Here is a 16916-nt window from a genome sequence, read left to right as displayed (position 1 = left end):
TATGGATTTTAAAGCGTTACTTTTACAAATAAGCCAAGTTTATCAAAAGCTATCTTTACGCCAAAAGATAGTCGCTGCGGGTTCTATCGTCGTAGTAGTAGGCTTTTTGGTATTTTTAAGCATTTACAAAAGCTCGCGCGGCGATAGTTATGCCGGATACGGCGTGCTATTTGAAAACATTAGCCCGAGCGACTCGGCGCTGATAATCGATCAGCTAAACAAAGACGGCGTGAGTTACAAGCTCGCAAACGAAGGTACGATTTTAGTACCTAACGCCGACGTTTATCGCGAGAGAATTTCGGTCGCGACGCTAGGAATTCCAAAAGAGAGCAAGATAGGCTTTGAAATTTTCGATAAGCAAGAATTCGGCGCTACCGATGCCGAGCAACGGGTAAAATTTCAGCGTGCGTTAGAAGGCGAGCTAGCCCGCACGATAGAAAGCCTAAACTCTATACAAAAAGCCTCCGTCCGCATCGCCATACCCAAAGAGACGGTCTTTACCCAGCGCCAAACTCCGCCTAGCGCGTCTATCGTAGTCGAGCTAAAACAGGGGGTAAATTTAAGCCAAAAGCAAATTTTCGGCATTAAAAATTTAGTCGCGGCGGCGGTTACGAATTTAAGCGTCGAAAACGTCAAAATCGTAAATCAAGACGGCATAGCGCTAGGTGAGGAAAACGGCGAATTTGATAGTGAGGCGATCGCTCAGCAAATAAGATACAAGCGCGAATTCGAAGCTAATTACGAGCAAAAAATCATAAACGTACTAGCTCCTATCGTAGGCGGCGCCGATCGGGTGGTGGCCAAGGTAAATATAGACTTTGATTTCGATAAAAAAGATAGCCAAAGCGAAACTTACGATCCAAATAACGTAGTTCGCAGCGAGAGCATCGTCGAGGAAAAACGGCAAGGCAGCTCGCCCGCGGAAATCGGAGGCGTACCGGGCGCGGTTAGCAACATAGGACCAGTGCAGGGCATAGAAGATAGCGGCTCGAAAGAGCAATACAACAAAAGCTCGCAGCAAACTAATTACGAAATTTCAAAGAAAATCACTAACGTAAAAGGCCAGTTCGCCACGATCGCCAGGGTAAGCGCGGCAGTCGTGGTAGACGGCTCGTATCAAAGTAAAAAAGACGAGAACGGCAAGGAAACGGGCGAAACCGAATACGTTCCGCTAACGCAGGCGCAAAAAGACTCTATTACCAATCTAATCCGCCAAGCTATCGGTTATAGTCAGGCGCGCGGCGACGAGGTAACGCTGGATAATTTCGAATTTAAGATAAAAGAGGATATTAAAGCCGGACAAAAGCTAGACGGATTTATGAACGATTACGTAATGCCGTTTATGCCGCTTGTTAAATACCTTTTTGCGGCATTTTTGCTATATTTATTCTACAAAAAAGTCATCGTACCGTTTATGACCAAAATGCTTGAGGAGACCAAAGAAGAAGAGCTTCCGCCGCAAGAGGATCTCGAAGATCTCGAAATCGACGCGGAGGATACTTTGGAGAAATTTAAAGCCGCTAAAAAACGCGTCGAGGAGCAGCTGGGGCTTACGGAGGATTTCAACGAAGAGGAGCTTCGCTACGATATATTGCTTGAAAAGCTAAAAGCCGCGGTTATCGAGCGCAACGAAGAGGTGGCGAATTTGCTTCAAGAGATGGTTAGAAACGACAGCGACTTTAACTCGCGCAAGGAAATGTAATGGCGATAAAATTAACCGAACAGCAAAAGGTAGTCTATGAAGATTTATCGATGCCGGAGAAAATCGCGATACTTTTGATACAGCTCGGCGAGGAGGCTACGAGCCTTATTTTCTCGCATATGGACGTAGATGTGATCACGGATATTTCTAGCTACATAGCTACGGCTAGAACTATCGATAAAAACGTAGCGGCGGCGGTTTTAGAAGAATTTTACGCTCTAATGCAATCAAATCAATATATGAAAAGCGGCGGCTTGGAATACGCGAAGGAAATTTTATATCGCACCTTCGGTCCGGAAGCCGCGCAGAAAATTTTGGATAAGCTAGCCAAAAATATGGAAAACACCAAGAGTTTCGGCTATTTAACCAAGATAAAGCCGCAGCAGCTAGCCGACTTTATTATAAAAGAACACCCACAAACCATCGCGCTAATTTTAGCCCATATGGACTCTACGGGCGCTGCCGAGACGCTATCTTACTTTAACGACGAGCTTAGAAGCGAGGTCGTAATTAGGATGGCTAATCTGGGCGATATTAGCCCGTCCGTAATTAAGCGCGTATCGACCGTGCTTGAAGGCAAGCTAGAAAGCCTAACTTCTTATAAAGTCGAGGTCGGCGGCCCGAGAGCCGTCGCCGAGGTGTTAAACCGACTCGGCCAAAAAGCGAGCAAAAGCACGATCGAGCGCATCGAAAGCAGCGACGAAAAGCTTGCTAACACCATTAAAGAGCTTATGTTTACGTTTGAAGATATTATTAACCTTAATGCCGCAGCCATTCGCGAAATTCTTAAAAACGTCGATAAAAAGGATCTAATGATAGCATTTAAAGGCTCAAGCGACGCGCTAAAAGATAAATTTCTGGGCAATATGTCCCAGCGCGCGGCAGAGGCGTTTAAAGAGGAGATGGGTTATTTAGGCGCGGTGCGCGTAAAAGACGTCGAAGAGGCGCAAAGACGCATCGTAGAAACCGTCCAGACGCTAGCCGATCAGGGCGTATTCCAAGTAGGCGAAGCCGACGAGATGATTGAATGAGAAGCAGCGTAATAACGGGCGAAGGCGCGGATAAGCACTTCGTAGAAAATTATAGATTTAAGGTGCTAGGAAGCGAGCATAGAGCAGAGAGCCAAAAAGAGGCGGCGGATTCGGGGCAAAACGCGGCGCAAAGCTTGCCTACTAGCGCGCATCCCCAAGAGGGCGAAAATTCAGCCCAAAGCGGCGCGCAAAATTTCGCCCCGCAAGGAGGATTTGATCTAAATTTCGTAGAAGAGCTGCTTAAAAAAACGGACGAGTTAAGCAGCAATATCGTAAAACTACAAATGCAAATCGAAAATCAAGAGGCCGAGTTCGCGCGTAGATTAGAGGCTGAAATTTTGCGCGCCAAAGAAGACGGCGTAAAAGAAGGCGAAGCCGCCGCCGAACAAAAAACGCAGGCGCAAATAGCCGAGCTCGAAGCGCGTTTTAGCGCATCTTTTACTAAGCTTGCAGAGCAATACGACAAGGTAGGCGAATTTTTAAAAAGCAGCGAAAGCGAGCTGGCTCAGACTGCCGTAAATATCGCAAAAGAGGTTGTTGAAGGAGAAATTTCGGCAAATTCGGGCGCGATAGCTTACAGGCTCGCGGCGGAGCTTATTAAAGACGTAAGCGACGCCAAGGAAGCGCAAATACGCGTAAATCCGGCCGATGCGGCCTATTTAAGCGCGCAGCTGGAAGGCAAAAAACGCGTGAAAATCGAGCCGGACGATGCGATCGGCAAAGGCGGCGTCGTGATAATCAGTGACGCGGGCAATATAGACGCGACCATGCAAACGCGCTTAGAAAAAGTTAAAAAAATCATCGGCGAGTAGGCTAACGCGTGACGGATTTTAAAAATTTAAAAAATTTAAGCGCGGGCGAGCTTGAAAATTTATGCGGCGAAATAAGGGATAAAATTTTAAAAGTCGTGAGCCGCAACGGCGGGCATCTTAGCTCAAATATCGGCGCCGTCGAGATTATAGTCGCTATGCACTACGTTTTTGACGTTACGCGCGATCCGTTTATTTTCGACGTCAGTCACCAGAGCTACGCGCACAAGCTGCTTACCGGGCGCTGGGAAAATTTTGGTAGCTTGCGAAAATTCGGCGGCGTTAGCGGCTACACCAAACCTAGCGAGAGTCCTTACGACTATTTCATAGCCGGACACAGCTCGACTTCCGTTAGCCTAGCGGTCGGCGCCGCAAAAGCGATAAGGCTAAAAAACGAAGACCGCCTTCCCGTGGCCGTGATCGGCGACGGATCGATGAGCGCAGGCGAGGCGTACGAGGCGCTAAACGAGCTGGGAGACCGCAAATATCCGTGCGTGGTAATCCTAAACGATAACGAGATGAGTATCAGCAAGCCCATCGGCGCGCTTAGTAAATACCTTAGCCAGATGATGGCGGGGCAGTTTTATCAAAAATTTAAAAGCCGCGTCGAGCGGTTTTTAAGCTATATGCCAGACGGCGCAACGTATATGGCAAAGCGCCTAGAAGAGGGCATCCGCATAATAACTCCGGGGATGTTTTTTGAAGAGCTCGGGCTTGAATACATAGGCCCCGTAAACGGACACGATTTAGGCGCGTTAATTAGTACTTTTGAAACGGCTAAATCCATGAAAAAGCCCGTCATCGTGCACGTTCAGACGCTAAAAGGCAAGGGATACGAATACGCGGAGGGCTACCTTGCGGGCTGGCACGGAGTGGGGCCTTTTGATTTAAAAAGCGGCGAATTTATTAAAAAACAAGCGCAAAAATCGGCGACGGCGATATTTAGCGAGCACTTGCTAGAACTAGCGGACGCGCACGATGATATCGTGGGCGTGACGGCTGCGATGCCTACGGGCACGGGCATGGACGCGCTGATAGAAAAATTCCCCGAGCGGTTTTGGGACGTAGCCATCGCCGAGCAGCACGCCGTAACGTCGATGGCGGCGATGGCGAAAGAGGGCTTTAAGCCTTTCGTCGCGATATATTCGACGTTTATGCAGCGCGCTTACGACCAACTTATCCACGACGCGTGCATAATGAACCTAAATATCGCATTTGCGATGGACCGCGCGGGCATAGTGGGCGAGGACGGCGAGACGCACCAAGGCGCGTTTGATATTAGCTTTTTAAACGCCGTACCCAACGTCGTAATGTTCGCGCCGCGCTGCGAGGAGAGTATGAAGCTCGCGATGGATTTCGCGTATTCTTACAAAGGCGTCAGCGCGTTTCGCTATCCGCGAGGGGCGTTTAGCCTAAACGGCGAATTCGCCGCACGCCCGCTGATTTTGGGTAAGGGCGAGATTTTAGCCTACGGCGACTCGGACGTAGCGATAATCGGATACGGCAACGGCGTAGGCAAGGCAAACGCCGTGCGGAATTTAATCTCGCCTAAAATAGACGCGACGCTAGTCGATCTAGTTTTTGCAAAGCCGCTTGATAGCGAGCTTTTAGAAGATTTAGCGCGCCACCGTAAAAAATGGTACGTAATCAGCGATAGTGCCAAAAAAGGCGGCGTAGGCGAAATTTTAAGCGCATTTTTACAAGAGCATAAAATTTCGGGCGTCAGCGTGACTAGCTTCGAGTTCGGCGATGCGTTTATCCCGCACGGCGCGGCTAGCGAAGTGGAAGTTAGTTTAGGAATTTCCGCCGAACAAATCGCCAAAATTTTACTAGACGATAATTAATATTATTTAGCAGTTTTTAAACTAAAATTTTGTAATATCCGTACAAAAATTTTAGGAAAAAATATGCAATACGTCACGCTTTTAAAAAATTCAGGGCTTAAAGTGACCCCGCAACGCATCAGCGTTTTGCGAATTTTAGACCGCCACACGCATCCCACGATCGACGAACTTTACGAAGAGGTATTAAAAGAAAGTCCGTCCGTATCGCTAGCTACCGTTTATAAAAACCTAAATACGCTAAAAGACGAAGGACTCGTGGTCGAGGTAAATATGGTAAATCAAAAGCCGCGCTACGATATTTACGAGCACCCGCACATCCACGTCGTTTGCGAGAAATGCGGACGCGTAAAGGACGTGAGCTACGAGGATGCTAAACTCGACGAATACAGGCAAAATTTAGAGCGCAAGCTAAGCAATATCGTCGAGCGCCTAAACATCGTCGCCAGCGTGAAGGATTGCGAATTTTGCAGATGAGCGCAAAAAAATCTACAAATTAAGGCGTAAGTCGATAAAATACGCCTAAAATTTCAAAGAGGGCGCGATGGGTTTAGAAATAGAACGCAAATTTTTACTCGCAAACTCCGAAATCGTCGACTTTTTGCAAAATGAGGGCGTAAGCTTTAAACGCCTCGAAATTTTGCAGTTTTATACCAAAATATCCAAAAACGAAGAGATCCGATACCGAAGCGAAGGCGAAAAATTTTACGAGACCGTCAAAACGGGCTTTGGATTAATCCGCGAAGAAAACGAACGAGAAATAAGCGCCGCAGAGTTTAACGAAGCCAAAAAACGTCGCATCGGGGATAAAATTTATAAGCGCCGCTACCTTTTTAGATTAAATAACAACGCCTGCAATATCGATATTTTTGAGGCCGATTTTAGCGGGCTTTGCACGTTTGAGATCGAGTTTAAAGGAGCGCTTGAAGCAAGAGAATTCGCGCCGCCTAAATTTCTTGAAAATTTTATCAAGCGCGACGTAACGGACGAGCCGCGCTATAAAAATAAGCAAATCGCGCTTTTGGGCGACCCTGAGGTAAAATTCGACGCTAATTTCGCGGTCAAGACGCTAAGCGTTTGCGACGTCGAGCTAAATTTTCCTTCAAATATTAGCTGTAAAGACGGCGCTAGGACGCTACTTTTCTCCGTATTTTTAAAAATTAACGCCGCCAAGGACGCCTATTTAGCGAGCAGGGACGACGAAGCGTTGCACGAGCTTCGCGTAAATTTACGAAAAACCCGCTCGCTTATTAAAATTTTTAGCGGCGTTTTCGATGAAAAACTTTGCGAGCGCTTTTTGCGAAATTTTAAAATTTTAGCCGATATGACTAATCAAAAACGCGATTTAGACGTATTTTACGCATTTTTAAAAAGACAGAAACGCGCCGTGCAAATCGCTGGGTTTATTAAAGACGCCGGAAGTTTGCGGGGCGCGCAGATCGCAGAGGCCTTTAAAGACGAGTCGAACGTCGGATTTTTGCGCGATTGGGAGCTATTTTTGCGCGAGGATAGCGACTTTTACGACGGCGAGCTCGCAAATAGCGATTTAAAGCGCGTTTGCGCGCAAAGATCGCGCGCGCTGCTAGTGGGCCTGCAGCGTAAAATTCGGGCTTTAAACGAGGAGAGCGCTAACGAGTGCTTTCATAAAATTCGCATCGAATTAAAGAGGGCTAGATACGTTTTCGAGTATTTCGCGCAAATTTTTAGTATTTACGGATTACAAAAATACGCAAGTAGGCTAAAGTCGGAGCAAGAGACGTTCGGCGCGCTTCAAGACCGCGACGTCTGGCTTGAAATTTTAGCTAAAATGCCCGCCGAAATTCGCGCAGACAAGCTAAAAACCAAAATTTTCAAGCAAATTTTTAACCTACGCGAGGAAATTTTGGTACATAAGTTAAAATTCGTCCGCCAAACGCGTAAAATTTCGCGCGGACTAAAAGTTTATTATTATATTTAAGGATTAAAATTTTATGCAAAAACAAGAAAAAATAGTTCAAATGTTTAATCAAATCGCCCCGACTTACGACTTGGCTAACCGCGTTTTAAGCCTCGGTATCGACGTGAGCTGGCGAAAATTCGCTTGCAGGTATATGCTTGAAATTTTTCGCGGTAAAAATATAAACGTGATCGACGTAGCCTGCGGGACGGGCGATATGATGGGCATTTGGAGCGCGCTAGCGGGCGAGTTTGACGTAAAAATAGACTCGCTAACGGGCGTCGATCCTTCAAGCGGAATGCTGACGGCGGCTAAGCAAAAATTTCCAAATTTTAACTTCATCGAGGCTTACGCCGACGCTACGGGCTTGCCATCTGGCGGCGCGCAAATTTTAAGCATCAGCTACGGCATACGAAACGTCGTCGAGCGCGAGGCGGCGCTACGCGAGTTTAACCGCGTTTTAGAAAGCGGCGGATACGCGGTGGTGCTTGAATTTACCAAACGCGCGCAAAAAGGCCTGCTAACTAGCCTGCGCGACTTTTATCTAAGCAAAATCTTACCGCGCGTGGGCGGACTAATCTCGAAAAATAAAGAGGCTTACGAGTATTTGCCCAGCTCCATAGAAAATTTCCTAGACGCGCGCTCGTTTTGCGCCGAGCTTGAAAACGCGGGCTTTGAAATGCAGCTTTGCAAGGGATTTTCGATGGAAATTTCGACGCTGTTTATCGCGAAAAAAGTAAGAGAACTAGGTTAATGAGCGAGCGAATAAAAAGGCGCGTCGGCGCTTTTAAAGACTGCGAAATTTTATCTAGCCGCCACGCGCGGGGCGCGAAAACGGGCGCAAAATGCTAAGCGTTAGCGAGCTAAACGAGCAGGCTAAAAGCTTGCTTGAAGCGCATTTTGCCTACGTCGAGGTTAGAGGCGAGGTCTCGCGGCTCGTTCGCCACGCGTCGGGGCATTGGTATTTCACGCTAAAAGACGGCGGCGCGGCGATCTCGGCGGTAATTTACAAGGCTAATAACGCCAAGCTAAAATTTGAAGTGCGCGACGGAATGAGCGTCGTTCTTTACGGCAAGGTCTCGATCTATGCGGCTTCGGGCAGTTATCAGCTAATCGCGGCTAGCTTGCGTCCGGACGGCGAAGGCGAGCTGGAAACGGCGTTTAAACAACTAAAAGAGCGCTTGGAGCGCGAGGGACTTTTTGAAGTAGCGCATAAAAAGCAGATCCCAAAGGTGCCCCGCCGCATCGCGCTGGTAACCTCGGCGACCTCGGCGGCGCTGCAAGATATGCTTAAAATCGCGCGTTCCCGTTGGAAGTTGACCGAAATTTTAATATTCGACGCGCTGACGCAGGGCGAAAACGCGCCCGTATCGCTGATCGCGGCGCTTAAAAAAGCCGACGCTTGCGGCGCGGACGCGGTCGTGCTGGCGCGCGGAGGCGGTAGCAGAGAAGATCTGTGGTGCTTTAACGACGAGGCTTTGGCTCGCGCGATCTACGCCGCTAAAACTCCCGTGATTTCGGCGATCGGACACGAGATAGATTACGTAATCAGCGATTTCGCGGCGGATTTTAGAGCGCCTACGCCAAGCGCCGCGATAAACGAGCTAATGCCCGACGAAAACGCGGTTTTGCAGTATTTAGACCGAATTCAAGACGATATGAAAGCGGCGCTAAATTTTAAAATAACGGCTAAAAAAAACGAGCTTGAAATTTTGCGCTCTCGCTTTTCTTCGGCCGCTCTTCGCGCGCGCGTCGCGTTAAAATTTAACGAGCTAAAAAGCCTAAAAATGCAGCTAGACGGCGCGCTAAAAAACAAAATTTTAAGTTTGAGCGCGAATTTAAAGCGCATAGAGGCGAAATTCGAGGCGCAAGAAGAATTTTTCGAGGCGACTAAAAATTTAATCCAAATCCGCGTCGGCGGCAAACCCGTAAATTTAGAGGCGCTAAAAATCGGCGACGAGATCGAACTATCGGGACAAAAAATAAGTAAAAAAGCAAAAATCACGAGCTAAGGAGTAAAAATGAGAAAAATAAATTTTAGCGCGGGCCCTACTGGGCTGCCGCTTGAAGTTTTAGAGCGCGCGAAAGCCGAATTTACGGACTATCGCGGCGAAGGCTACTCTATAATGGAGATCAGTCACCGTAGCAAAACCTACGAAGAGGTGCACTTCGGCGCTATGGAAAAGATCCGCAAGCTTTACGGGTTTGGCGACGAGTACGAGGTGCTGTTTTTGCAAGGCGGCGCACATTTGCAGTTTGCTATGATACCGATGAATCTCTCGCGAGGCGGCGCGTGCGAATACGCAAATACGGGCGTTTGGACGAATAAGGCGATCAAAGAGGCGCGGCTGATGGGTTTTGAGGCGCGCGTAGTAGCAAGCAGCGAAGGCACGAATTTCGACCGCATTCCGGAGGTAAATTTTAGCGCAGACGCCGACTACGGCTACATCTGTACGAATAACACGATCTACGGTACGCAGTATAAAAGCCTGCCTAAATCAGCCGCGCCGCTAGTAATCGATGCTAGCAGTGACTTTTTCTCCGAGCCGCTTGATTTTACGGATATCGGGCTACTTTACGGAGGCGCGCAAAAAAACGCGGGACCTAGCGGCGTAACGATCGTAATTATCCGCAAAGACCTAATAGAGCGCGTCAGTAGCCCGCAAATACCGACATTTTTGCGTTACAAAACGCACGCCGAGGCTAAAAGCCTTTACAATACGCCGCCGACGTTTGCGATATATCTGCTGGATCTAACGATGCAGTGGCTGTTGGATCAAGGCGGGCTTACGGGCATTAAGGCGCGAAACGCGCGCAAGGCGGCGCTTCTTTACGACGCGATCGATAATTCGGGCGGCTTTTATAAAGGCCACGCACACCCGGCGCACCGCTCGGTAATGAACGTGAGCTACAACATTGCAAAAGACGCGGCGTTAGAGCCCGTTTTCGTCGCGCAGGCGCTTGAAAACGGCATGCTAGGTCTTAAAGGGCATCGCCATCTTGGCGGCATTAGGGCGTCGATTTACAACGCCGTGAGCGAAAACGACGTTAAAATTTTGGTCGATTTTATGAAAGAATTCGCTAGAAAAAATGGATAAAAAAAAGGCTTGCCACGGCGAGAAACTCGAAAATTTAAAAACGGCGGAAAACCCCGCGTTTTTAAAGGAGCAAATTTTAACGTATCTAGGCAATAAACGTTCGCTGCTTGATTTCATAGAGCGCGGCGTAAACGTCGCAAAAAGCGAGCTCGGGCGCGATAAGATTAGCTGCGTGGATATATTTTCGGGCTCGGGCGTCGTGGCGCGCTATCTAAAACGCCACGCGAGCTTTTTAGCGGCTAACGACTTGGAGTTTTACAGCCAAATTTCCAACCGCTGCTATTTAGCTAACGTAAATGCCGAATTTTTAGCCGATTTACGGCGCAAATACGAAAATTTAACCCGCGAAATTTCGAGAAATTTGCGCGCGGGATTTATCGCCGAGCTTTACGCGCCCGCAAACGACGATAAAATTTTACCCGGAGAGCGGGCGTTTTACACGCGCAAAAACGCCGTTTTTATCGATACGGCGCGCGAGCTGATCGCTAAAATGCCCGCGGACTTGCAGCCGTTTTTCATCGCGCCGCTGCTTTACGAAGCGAGTAATAGAGCAAACACGAGCGGCGTATTTAAGGGCTTTTATAAAAATAAGCAAGGCGTGGGGCAGTTCGGCGGCGAGGGGAAAAACGCGCTAAAACGCATTACGAGCGAAATTTCGCTACCGTTTCCGGTATTTTCGGCGTTTAAAGCGCCTTTTGAGGTATATCGCTGCGACGCGAACGAGCTAGCCTGCGAGCTTGACGGCGTCGATCTAGTTTATCTCGATCCGCCTTATAATCAGCACCCTTACGGTTCTAATTATTTTATGCTAAATTTAATCGCCTCTTACGAGCGTCCGAGCGAAATTTCGGCGGTTTCTGGCATCGCTAAGGATTGGAACCGCTCGGCGTATAATCAAAAATCGCGCGCGGCGGAGGCGTTTTTCGAGCTGGTATCGCGCTTAAAAACGAAATTCGCGCTAATTTCTTATAACTGCGAAGGGTTTATCTCCCGCGCTCAATTCGAGGAAAATTTAGCCAAATTCGGGCGGACGAAAATTTTAGAGCAAAGGTATAACGCCTTTCGCGGCAGCCGAAATTTAAGCAAACGAAATACGCACGTAACCGAGTTTTTATACGTTTTAAAAAAGCATTAAATTCGCGAAAATCAAAATTTTGGAAGCAGATGCAAGAAGTTAAAGATTACTACGACGAAGTGCCGTATTTTTCGGCGGCGTTTCCGGATTGCTCGCCGTTTAGGCTCGAAGCTATCGGGCTATTTTTGGGACTTGACGCGCCTAACGCGAGGGAGGCTAGGGTATTAGAGCTTGGCTGCTCTTACGGCGGGAATATCTTGCCTTTCGCCGCGCAAAACGAGCGCGCGGAAGTCGTAGGCATCGACGTTTCGCAGGTACAAGTAGATAGAGGAAACGAGATCGCCTCTAAAACGGGCGTTAAAAATTTAAAGCTCTTACGACGCGACATTTTAAGCCTTACGGACGAGGATTTCGCGCGTTTGGGCGAGTTTGACTACGTTATCGCGCACGGACTTTACAGCTGGGTTAGCGGCGAGGTAAAGGACGCGCTTTTGCGCTCGATTAGGCGGCTGCTGGCGCGGCGCGGGATCGCTTACGTTAGTTATAACGTTTATCCGGGCTGGAAGAGCCTTGATGTTTTGCGCGATTTTATGGTGTTTTCGGCGCAAGATAAAAGCTGCGCGACCGACAGGCTAAACGAGGCTAGAAAGCAGCTCGAATTTTTACGCGGATATTTGAAATTTAGCTTGCAAACTACCGAAAATAGGGTCTATAAAGATACCTGCGCGCTAATTCTTACGCAGTTAAATTACGTGAAAAAAATCATGGACGAGGACAACGATTATTACGTTTTGCACGATTTTTTAGAGGCCTCGAACGATCCGATTTATTTTTATAAATTCGTAGAGCACGCCAGCGCGCACGGACTTTGCTACCTGAGCGACTGCAATCTAGACGACGTATTTAGGCAGTTAAGCGGCGTGCAAAGATTTGACGCGCACATCGAGCGAAGTTTCGCCTCGCGCGTCGGGAAGCAGCAAATGCGCGACTTTATGCTAAACCGCTCGTTTAGAAAAAGCTTGTTAATGAAGAGCGAAATTTTAGGCGGTGCGGAGGATTTTGATTACGAGATCGGGCTTAGCGAGATAAGAAGGCTAAATTTTATTTTAAAAGAGGACGCGCAAAATTTTAGCGCGGCGGAGGGCGAGCCGGACGGAGATTATAGGGCCGAGGGCGGTAGCGCGCCTAGTAAAGAGATTACCGCGGGCGAAAATTTTAGCGCGGAATGCGCGGAAAAGAAAAATTCGCGTGGCGTGTTTTTCGCGTTAAAAAGCGCTTATCCGTCGAGCTTAAATTTAGACGAAATTTCGCGTATTACGGGGCTTGATGCGGCGGTAGCTGCAAACGAGCTGCTCGAAATTTTCGCTACCAAAAAGTGCGCTATTTGCGCGCGGCCTTTAAAAGCCGTAATTTACGCAAAAGATCCGCTAGCGATGCCGAAAGCCAGGCTAAAACCGCGGGTAGTGGGGTATTTAAGCTATTTTGCGAGCGCCGAAAAACCCGAAATTTCGCTTGCCGACGGGCTAAATTTTAACGCCGATCTAAGCTGCGACGAAGCGCGAACGGCGCTAAAATTCGACGGCAAAAACTCCTTGTCGCAAATTATTTCAAGCCTTGAAAAAGAGGGAGCGCTAAACGCGGAAGAATTCGTGTTTTCGCTAAATAAAAAGCTAACCGCGGCGCATTTTTTAGAAGAAATTTAAGCAAATTCGCGTCTAGTCCGCCGCCGCGCTGGTTTGCGACCGAAATTTAGGCGTTAATCAGCCTAAAAATTCGTCGCTTTTTAGCCTTAAAAGGCAGACGAACGCGTGCAATACGCTTTGCTCTCGCACGTAATTTCGCCCGCCTTTTAGCAGCAAGCGCTCTACGATCACGCTTTTATCGCGGCTCATCGCGCCTACGAACACCGTTCCTACGGGCTTTGACGCGCTTCCGCCATCGGGACCGGCGATACCGCTGATAGCTAGCGCGAAGTCCGCGTCGGTCGAAATTATCGCGCCGTTTAGCATCGCGCGCACGCACTGCTCGCTGACGGCCCCGTAAGTATCTAAAATTTCGTCCCCGACGCCAAGCCAGTCGTGCTTTATTTTATTTGCGTAAGTTACTAGCGAGCCGTCAAACGCCGCGGATACGCCGCTAACGCGCGCGAATTTCGCTGCGGCGAGGCCCGCCGTGCACGACTCCGCAAATGCGATTTTTTTACCCGACGCGATTAGTTTTTTAGCGATAAATTCTATCGGATCGTCGCCTTGCATCATTTTTTGCGAAAAGAGCGTTTTAGCGCCTTGTAAAAAGCCTTCTAATTGCCCGAATTTATTAGCCTGTGCGCGGATTAGGCACAGCCCGTCTATAAGCGCGGTTTGGTTCGTTTTTACGTCGTAGGTGTTTGCTAGCGGAGAGAGTAAAATTTTAGCGCTTTCCTCATCGACGTCAAATAGGCAAAAGTAGGCGGATTCGTCGCCCGCAGGCGTTAAGATTTCGCCCAAATTTTGCGTCGGGATCGCGCGCACTAGACTAATCTGCGTTTCGTTTAATTTCACTAAAAAGCTATTTTTCGTAAAATTTATCGCGTTTTTGGGAACCAAAACGTCGGGCGCTTTTAGCTCTAAGCAATCATTCGTAAGAGTCGCTAAAATTTTACTGCTCGTAGCGTAGGCTTCGTCGTCGCCGAATATCGTAAGAAAGCTAAAATTCTGAGCGAAATTTTCGATCGCAAACGGCAAGTCTTTGCTGTTTTTAGGCATAAAATTTACCTCGCCCAGCTCTCCCCTACGCTTTTCGTAGCTTTCGAAAATATACTCCAAAAACGGCTTGTTTATCCGCAAATCGTCGCCGATAATTAAGATTGCGTCTTGTTTCATGTTTCGTCCTTTTAGGCCCGATTATAGCCTAAAATTTCAAAAACTCCGCTTTTTTCAGCGGGTCTTAACCGTTGCTAATATAAAATTCGCAAATTTTTCACAAGGCCGAATATGGATTATAAAGACACCTTACTGCTCCCCGCAACGGACTTTCCGATGCGCGGAAATCTCCCTCAAAACGAGCCTGAGCGGCTAAAATCATGGTACGAAACTCGCAAAATCTACGACAAAATGAAAAAAAACCGCGCAACTGCGCAAAAAAGCTTTAATCTCCACGACGGCCCGCCTTACGCAAACGGACATCTTCATATCGGGCACGCGCTAAATAAAATTTTAAAAGATATCATAGTAAAAACCCACTACTTTTTCGGCGAAAGCGTCCGCTACGTATCGGGCTGGGACTGCCACGGACTGCCTATCGAGCAGCAAGTAGAGGTAAAGCTGGGCGAAGCTAAAAAGACGATGAGTAAAAGCGCTATCCGCGAGCATTGCCGCGCGCATGCGAGGGAATTTATAGAAATCCAAAAGAGCGAATTTAAAACGCTAGGTATCGCGGCGGACTTTGAAAATTCGTACCAAACGCTAAAATTCGAATTTGAAGCCGATATTTACAAAGCTCTTTGCGAAATCGCTAAAAAAGGCCTTTTAATCGAGCGTAGCAAGCCCGTATTTTGGAGTTGGGCCGCCAAAAGCGCGCTAGCCGAGGCCGAGGTGGAATACGAAAATAAGGAAGATTACTCTATTTACGTCGCGTTCGCGCTTGATACGGACGCGTCGGAAAAACTAGGCGTCGGCGCGGCCCGCGCGGTAATATGGACCACTACGCCTTGGACGCTGCCGGCTAATCAAGCTATTAGTTTAAAACCTGACGAAACCTACGTAATAACGGGCGAGAATCTGATATTTGCAAAGCCGCTGCTTGAAAATTTGGTAAATTTAGGGCTTACGGAAGGAAAAATTTTAAAAGAATTCGCCGCAAACGAGCTTGAAAATACGCATGCGATAAATCCGCTAAACGGACGCAAATCGAGATTTTTACTAGGCGAACACGTACTTATGGACGGCGGAACGGGCCTTGTACACACTGCTCCCGGACACGGCGAAGACGACTATCACGTATGTCTAAAATACGGCTTTAAAGAGGTTTTAATGCCGGTCGACGACGGAGGCTGTTTTGACGAGAGCTTAAAGGCACACGGGTTGCTTCCGTCTAGCGTCGTAGACGAATTTATCGGGATGCATATTTTTAAGGCGAACGAGAAAATTTTAGAAATTTTAGGCGACGCGCTGCTAAAATGCGGTAAATTTACGCACTCGTATCCGTTTTGCTGGCGCACTCACAAGCCGGTAATATATCGCGCTACTAAGCAGTGGTTTATCGCGATGGACGAGCCTAAGCTTAACGGTAAGACGCTGCGCGAAACGGCGTTGGGCGAGCTTGAAAAGGTAAAATTTTACCCTGCCGCGGGCATTAAGCGCATAGGCTCGATGATAGAAAATCGTCCCGACTGGTGTATCTCTCGCCAGCGCGACTGGGGCGTACCGATAGCGTTTTTTAGGCGTAAGGATACCAAAGAGCCGATATTTGATACCGAAATTTTAGATAACGTTGCCGCGATTTTCGAAAAAAAAGGCGCCGACGCGTGGTGGGATCTAAGTATCGCCGAGCTACTGCCGTCAAATTGCAAATACGATCCGCAAAATTTAGAAAAGGTAATGGATATCCTAGACGTTTGGTTTGATAGCGGCTCGACGTGGAAGGCTGTGCTAAAAAGCCCTAATTACGATGCGGGCGAATATCCGGCCGATATGTATTTAGAAGGCTCGGATCAGCACAGAGGCTGGTTTCAAAGCTCGCTTTTAGTAAGCGCGGCGGCGAATTCCCGCGCTCCTTATAAAAGTATATTGACGCACGGATTTACGGTCGACGAAAACGGGCAAAAGATGAGCAAAAGCAAAGGTAACGTCGTAGCTCCGCAAGACGTCGCAAAAACTTACGGCGTCGAAATTTTGCGCCTTTGGGTCGGCATGAGCGATTATTCGGGCGACCTTAAAATCAGCGAAAATATCTTAAAGCAAATTAGCGAGCAGTACCGCAAAATTCGCAATACGATCCGCTTTTTACTGGCAAACGTAAACGACCTGGACGAAATTTGCGATCAGTTCGGGCTGCTTGACCGCTGGATTTTGACGAGGGCTAAAAAGACCTTTGACGAGTGCGAGAAATGTTTTAGAAATTACGATTTCTCAAAGGGTTTTAACCTACTTCTAAATTTTCTATCCGCCGATTTAAGCGGGATTTATCTGGATGTCTGCAAAGATAGGCTCTACTGCGACGCTAAGGACGCGCCGCGCAGACGAAGTGCGCAAAGCGCGATGGCGTTGATTACCCGCGCGCTCTTACCGTTAATCGCTCCTACGCTTACCTATACGGTCGACGAGGCGATGGATTATGCGCCTAGTATCGTTAAAGGGGGCGCTAAGGACGCGTTTGATTTGGTTTACGAGCCGCTAAAATTCGAGTTTAATGCGAACGAAGCGTTACTAATGGCTAGCCGCGAAA

The 16916-nt window shown here is 48.1% G+C and carries 13 protein-coding genes; 12 read left to right on the top strand and 1 reads right to left on the bottom strand.

All coding sequences use genetic code 11. The features are described from left to right. Position 1 precedes the first annotated feature (1 nt). The 11 genes from fliF to QZ147_RS00960 all read left to right on the top strand — a co-directional run bounded on the left by fliF (position 2) and on the right by QZ147_RS00960 (position 13195). Positions 2–1702 (top strand): flagellar basal-body MS-ring/collar protein FliF, encoded by a 1701-nt coding sequence (gene fliF / locus QZ147_RS01010; RefSeq protein ID WP_295146216.1) that lies wholly within the window; start codon positions 2–4, stop codon positions 1700–1702. Beyond that, positions 1702–2733 (top strand): flagellar motor switch protein FliG, encoded by a 1032-nt coding sequence (gene fliG, locus QZ147_RS01005; protein ID WP_295146214.1) that lies wholly within the window; start codon positions 1702–1704, stop codon positions 2731–2733. Before fliF ends, fliG begins: the two co-directional genes overlap by 1 nt. After that, a complete protein-coding gene (fliH, locus tag QZ147_RS01000; protein WP_295146212.1) occupies positions 2730–3545 on the top strand; it encodes a flagellar assembly protein FliH in 816 nt (271 codons plus the stop codon). The genes fliG and fliH overlap by 4 nt, the downstream gene beginning before the upstream one ends. An 8-nt stretch (positions 3546–3553) precedes the next feature. Further along, the gene (gene dxs / locus QZ147_RS00995) at positions 3554–5386 is read left to right on the top strand and encodes a 1-deoxy-D-xylulose-5-phosphate synthase (RefSeq protein WP_295146210.1); all 1833 of its coding nucleotides are present in this window, start codon (positions 3554–3556) and stop codon (positions 5384–5386) included. A 63-nt stretch (positions 5387–5449) separates the two neighbouring features. Further along, positions 5450–5860, top strand: coding sequence for a Fur family transcriptional regulator (locus tag QZ147_RS00990; protein ID WP_295146208.1), 411 nt, complete (start codon positions 5450–5452; stop codon positions 5858–5860). A gap of 67 nt (positions 5861–5927) precedes the next feature. Further along, a complete protein-coding gene (locus QZ147_RS00985; RefSeq protein ID WP_295146206.1) occupies positions 5928–7340 on the top strand; it encodes a CHAD domain-containing protein in 1413 nt (470 codons plus the stop codon). A 13-nt stretch (positions 7341–7353) separates the two neighbouring features. Then, positions 7354–8073: a bifunctional demethylmenaquinone methyltransferase/2-methoxy-6-polyprenyl-1,4-benzoquinol methylase UbiE gene (gene ubiE / locus QZ147_RS00980; protein WP_295146205.1), complete on the top strand. Its 720-nt coding sequence runs from the start codon at positions 7354–7356 to the stop codon at positions 8071–8073. A gap of 91 nt (positions 8074–8164) precedes the next feature. Further along, positions 8165–9331 (top strand): exodeoxyribonuclease VII large subunit, encoded by a 1167-nt coding sequence (xseA, locus tag QZ147_RS00975; protein WP_295146204.1) that lies wholly within the window; start codon positions 8165–8167, stop codon positions 9329–9331. A 9-nt stretch (positions 9332–9340) separates the two neighbouring features. Beyond that, entirely contained in the window at positions 9341–10417 is a 1077-nt protein-coding gene (serC, locus tag QZ147_RS00970; RefSeq protein ID WP_295146203.1) for a 3-phosphoserine/phosphohydroxythreonine transaminase, read from the top strand. Next, entirely contained in the window at positions 10410–11552 is a 1143-nt protein-coding gene (locus QZ147_RS00965; protein WP_295146202.1) for a DNA adenine methylase, read from the top strand. Before serC ends, QZ147_RS00965 begins: the two co-directional genes overlap by 8 nt. A 29-nt stretch (positions 11553–11581) precedes the next feature. Beyond that, positions 11582–13195 carry a class I SAM-dependent methyltransferase gene (locus QZ147_RS00960; protein WP_295146201.1) on the top strand — a complete coding sequence of 538 codons (1614 nt, stop codon included), beginning with the start codon at positions 11582–11584 and terminating at the stop codon, positions 13193–13195. A gap of 57 nt (positions 13196–13252) precedes the next feature. On the opposite strand, the gene QZ147_RS00955 is transcribed toward QZ147_RS00960, so the two are convergent. Beyond that, positions 13253–14353 (bottom strand): CinA family protein, encoded by a 1101-nt coding sequence (locus tag QZ147_RS00955; RefSeq protein ID WP_295146200.1) that lies wholly within the window; start codon positions 14351–14353, stop codon positions 13253–13255. Between the two features lie 111 nt (positions 14354–14464). Here QZ147_RS00955 and ileS point away from each other — a divergent pair. Then, a partial coding sequence (gene ileS / locus QZ147_RS00950; protein ID WP_295146198.1) for an isoleucine--tRNA ligase occupies positions 14465–16916 on the top strand: 2452 nt, incomplete at its 3' end.

It is taken from the genome of uncultured Campylobacter sp., from assembly GCF_905371695.1.
Taxonomy (GTDB): Bacteria; Campylobacterota; Campylobacteria; order Campylobacterales; family Campylobacteraceae; genus Campylobacter_A.
This window is presented reverse-complemented; position numbering and strand designations above follow the sequence as displayed.

What these genes read in the sequence shown, in the direction of transcription:
- fliF (WP_295146216.1), top strand. Translation starts at nt 2, where the DNA reads ATGGATTTTAAAGCGTTACTTTTACAAATAAGCCAAGTTTATCAAAAG.
- fliG (WP_295146214.1), top strand. Translation starts at nt 1,702, where the DNA reads ATGGCGATAAAATTAACCGAACAGCAAAAGGTAGTCTATGAAGATTTA.
- fliH (WP_295146212.1), top strand. Translation starts at nt 2,730, where the DNA reads ATGAGAAGCAGCGTAATAACGGGCGAAGGCGCGGATAAGCACTTCGTA.
- QZ147_RS00990 (WP_295146208.1), top strand. Translation starts at nt 5,450, where the DNA reads ATGCAATACGTCACGCTTTTAAAAAATTCAGGGCTTAAAGTGACCCCG.
- QZ147_RS00985 (WP_295146206.1), top strand. Translation starts at nt 5,928, where the DNA reads ATGGGTTTAGAAATAGAACGCAAATTTTTACTCGCAAACTCCGAAATC.
- ubiE (WP_295146205.1), top strand. Translation starts at nt 7,354, where the DNA reads ATGCAAAAACAAGAAAAAATAGTTCAAATGTTTAATCAAATCGCCCCG.
- xseA (WP_295146204.1), top strand. Translation starts at nt 8,165, where the DNA reads ATGCTAAGCGTTAGCGAGCTAAACGAGCAGGCTAAAAGCTTGCTTGAA.
- serC (WP_295146203.1), top strand. Translation starts at nt 9,341, where the DNA reads ATGAGAAAAATAAATTTTAGCGCGGGCCCTACTGGGCTGCCGCTTGAA.
- QZ147_RS00965 (WP_295146202.1), top strand. Translation starts at nt 10,410, where the DNA reads ATGGATAAAAAAAAGGCTTGCCACGGCGAGAAACTCGAAAATTTAAAA.
- QZ147_RS00960 (WP_295146201.1), top strand. Translation starts at nt 11,582, where the DNA reads ATGCAAGAAGTTAAAGATTACTACGACGAAGTGCCGTATTTTTCGGCG.
- QZ147_RS00955 (WP_295146200.1), bottom strand. Translation starts at nt 14,353, where the DNA reads ATGAAACAAGACGCAATCTTAATTATCGGCGACGATTTGCGGATAAAC.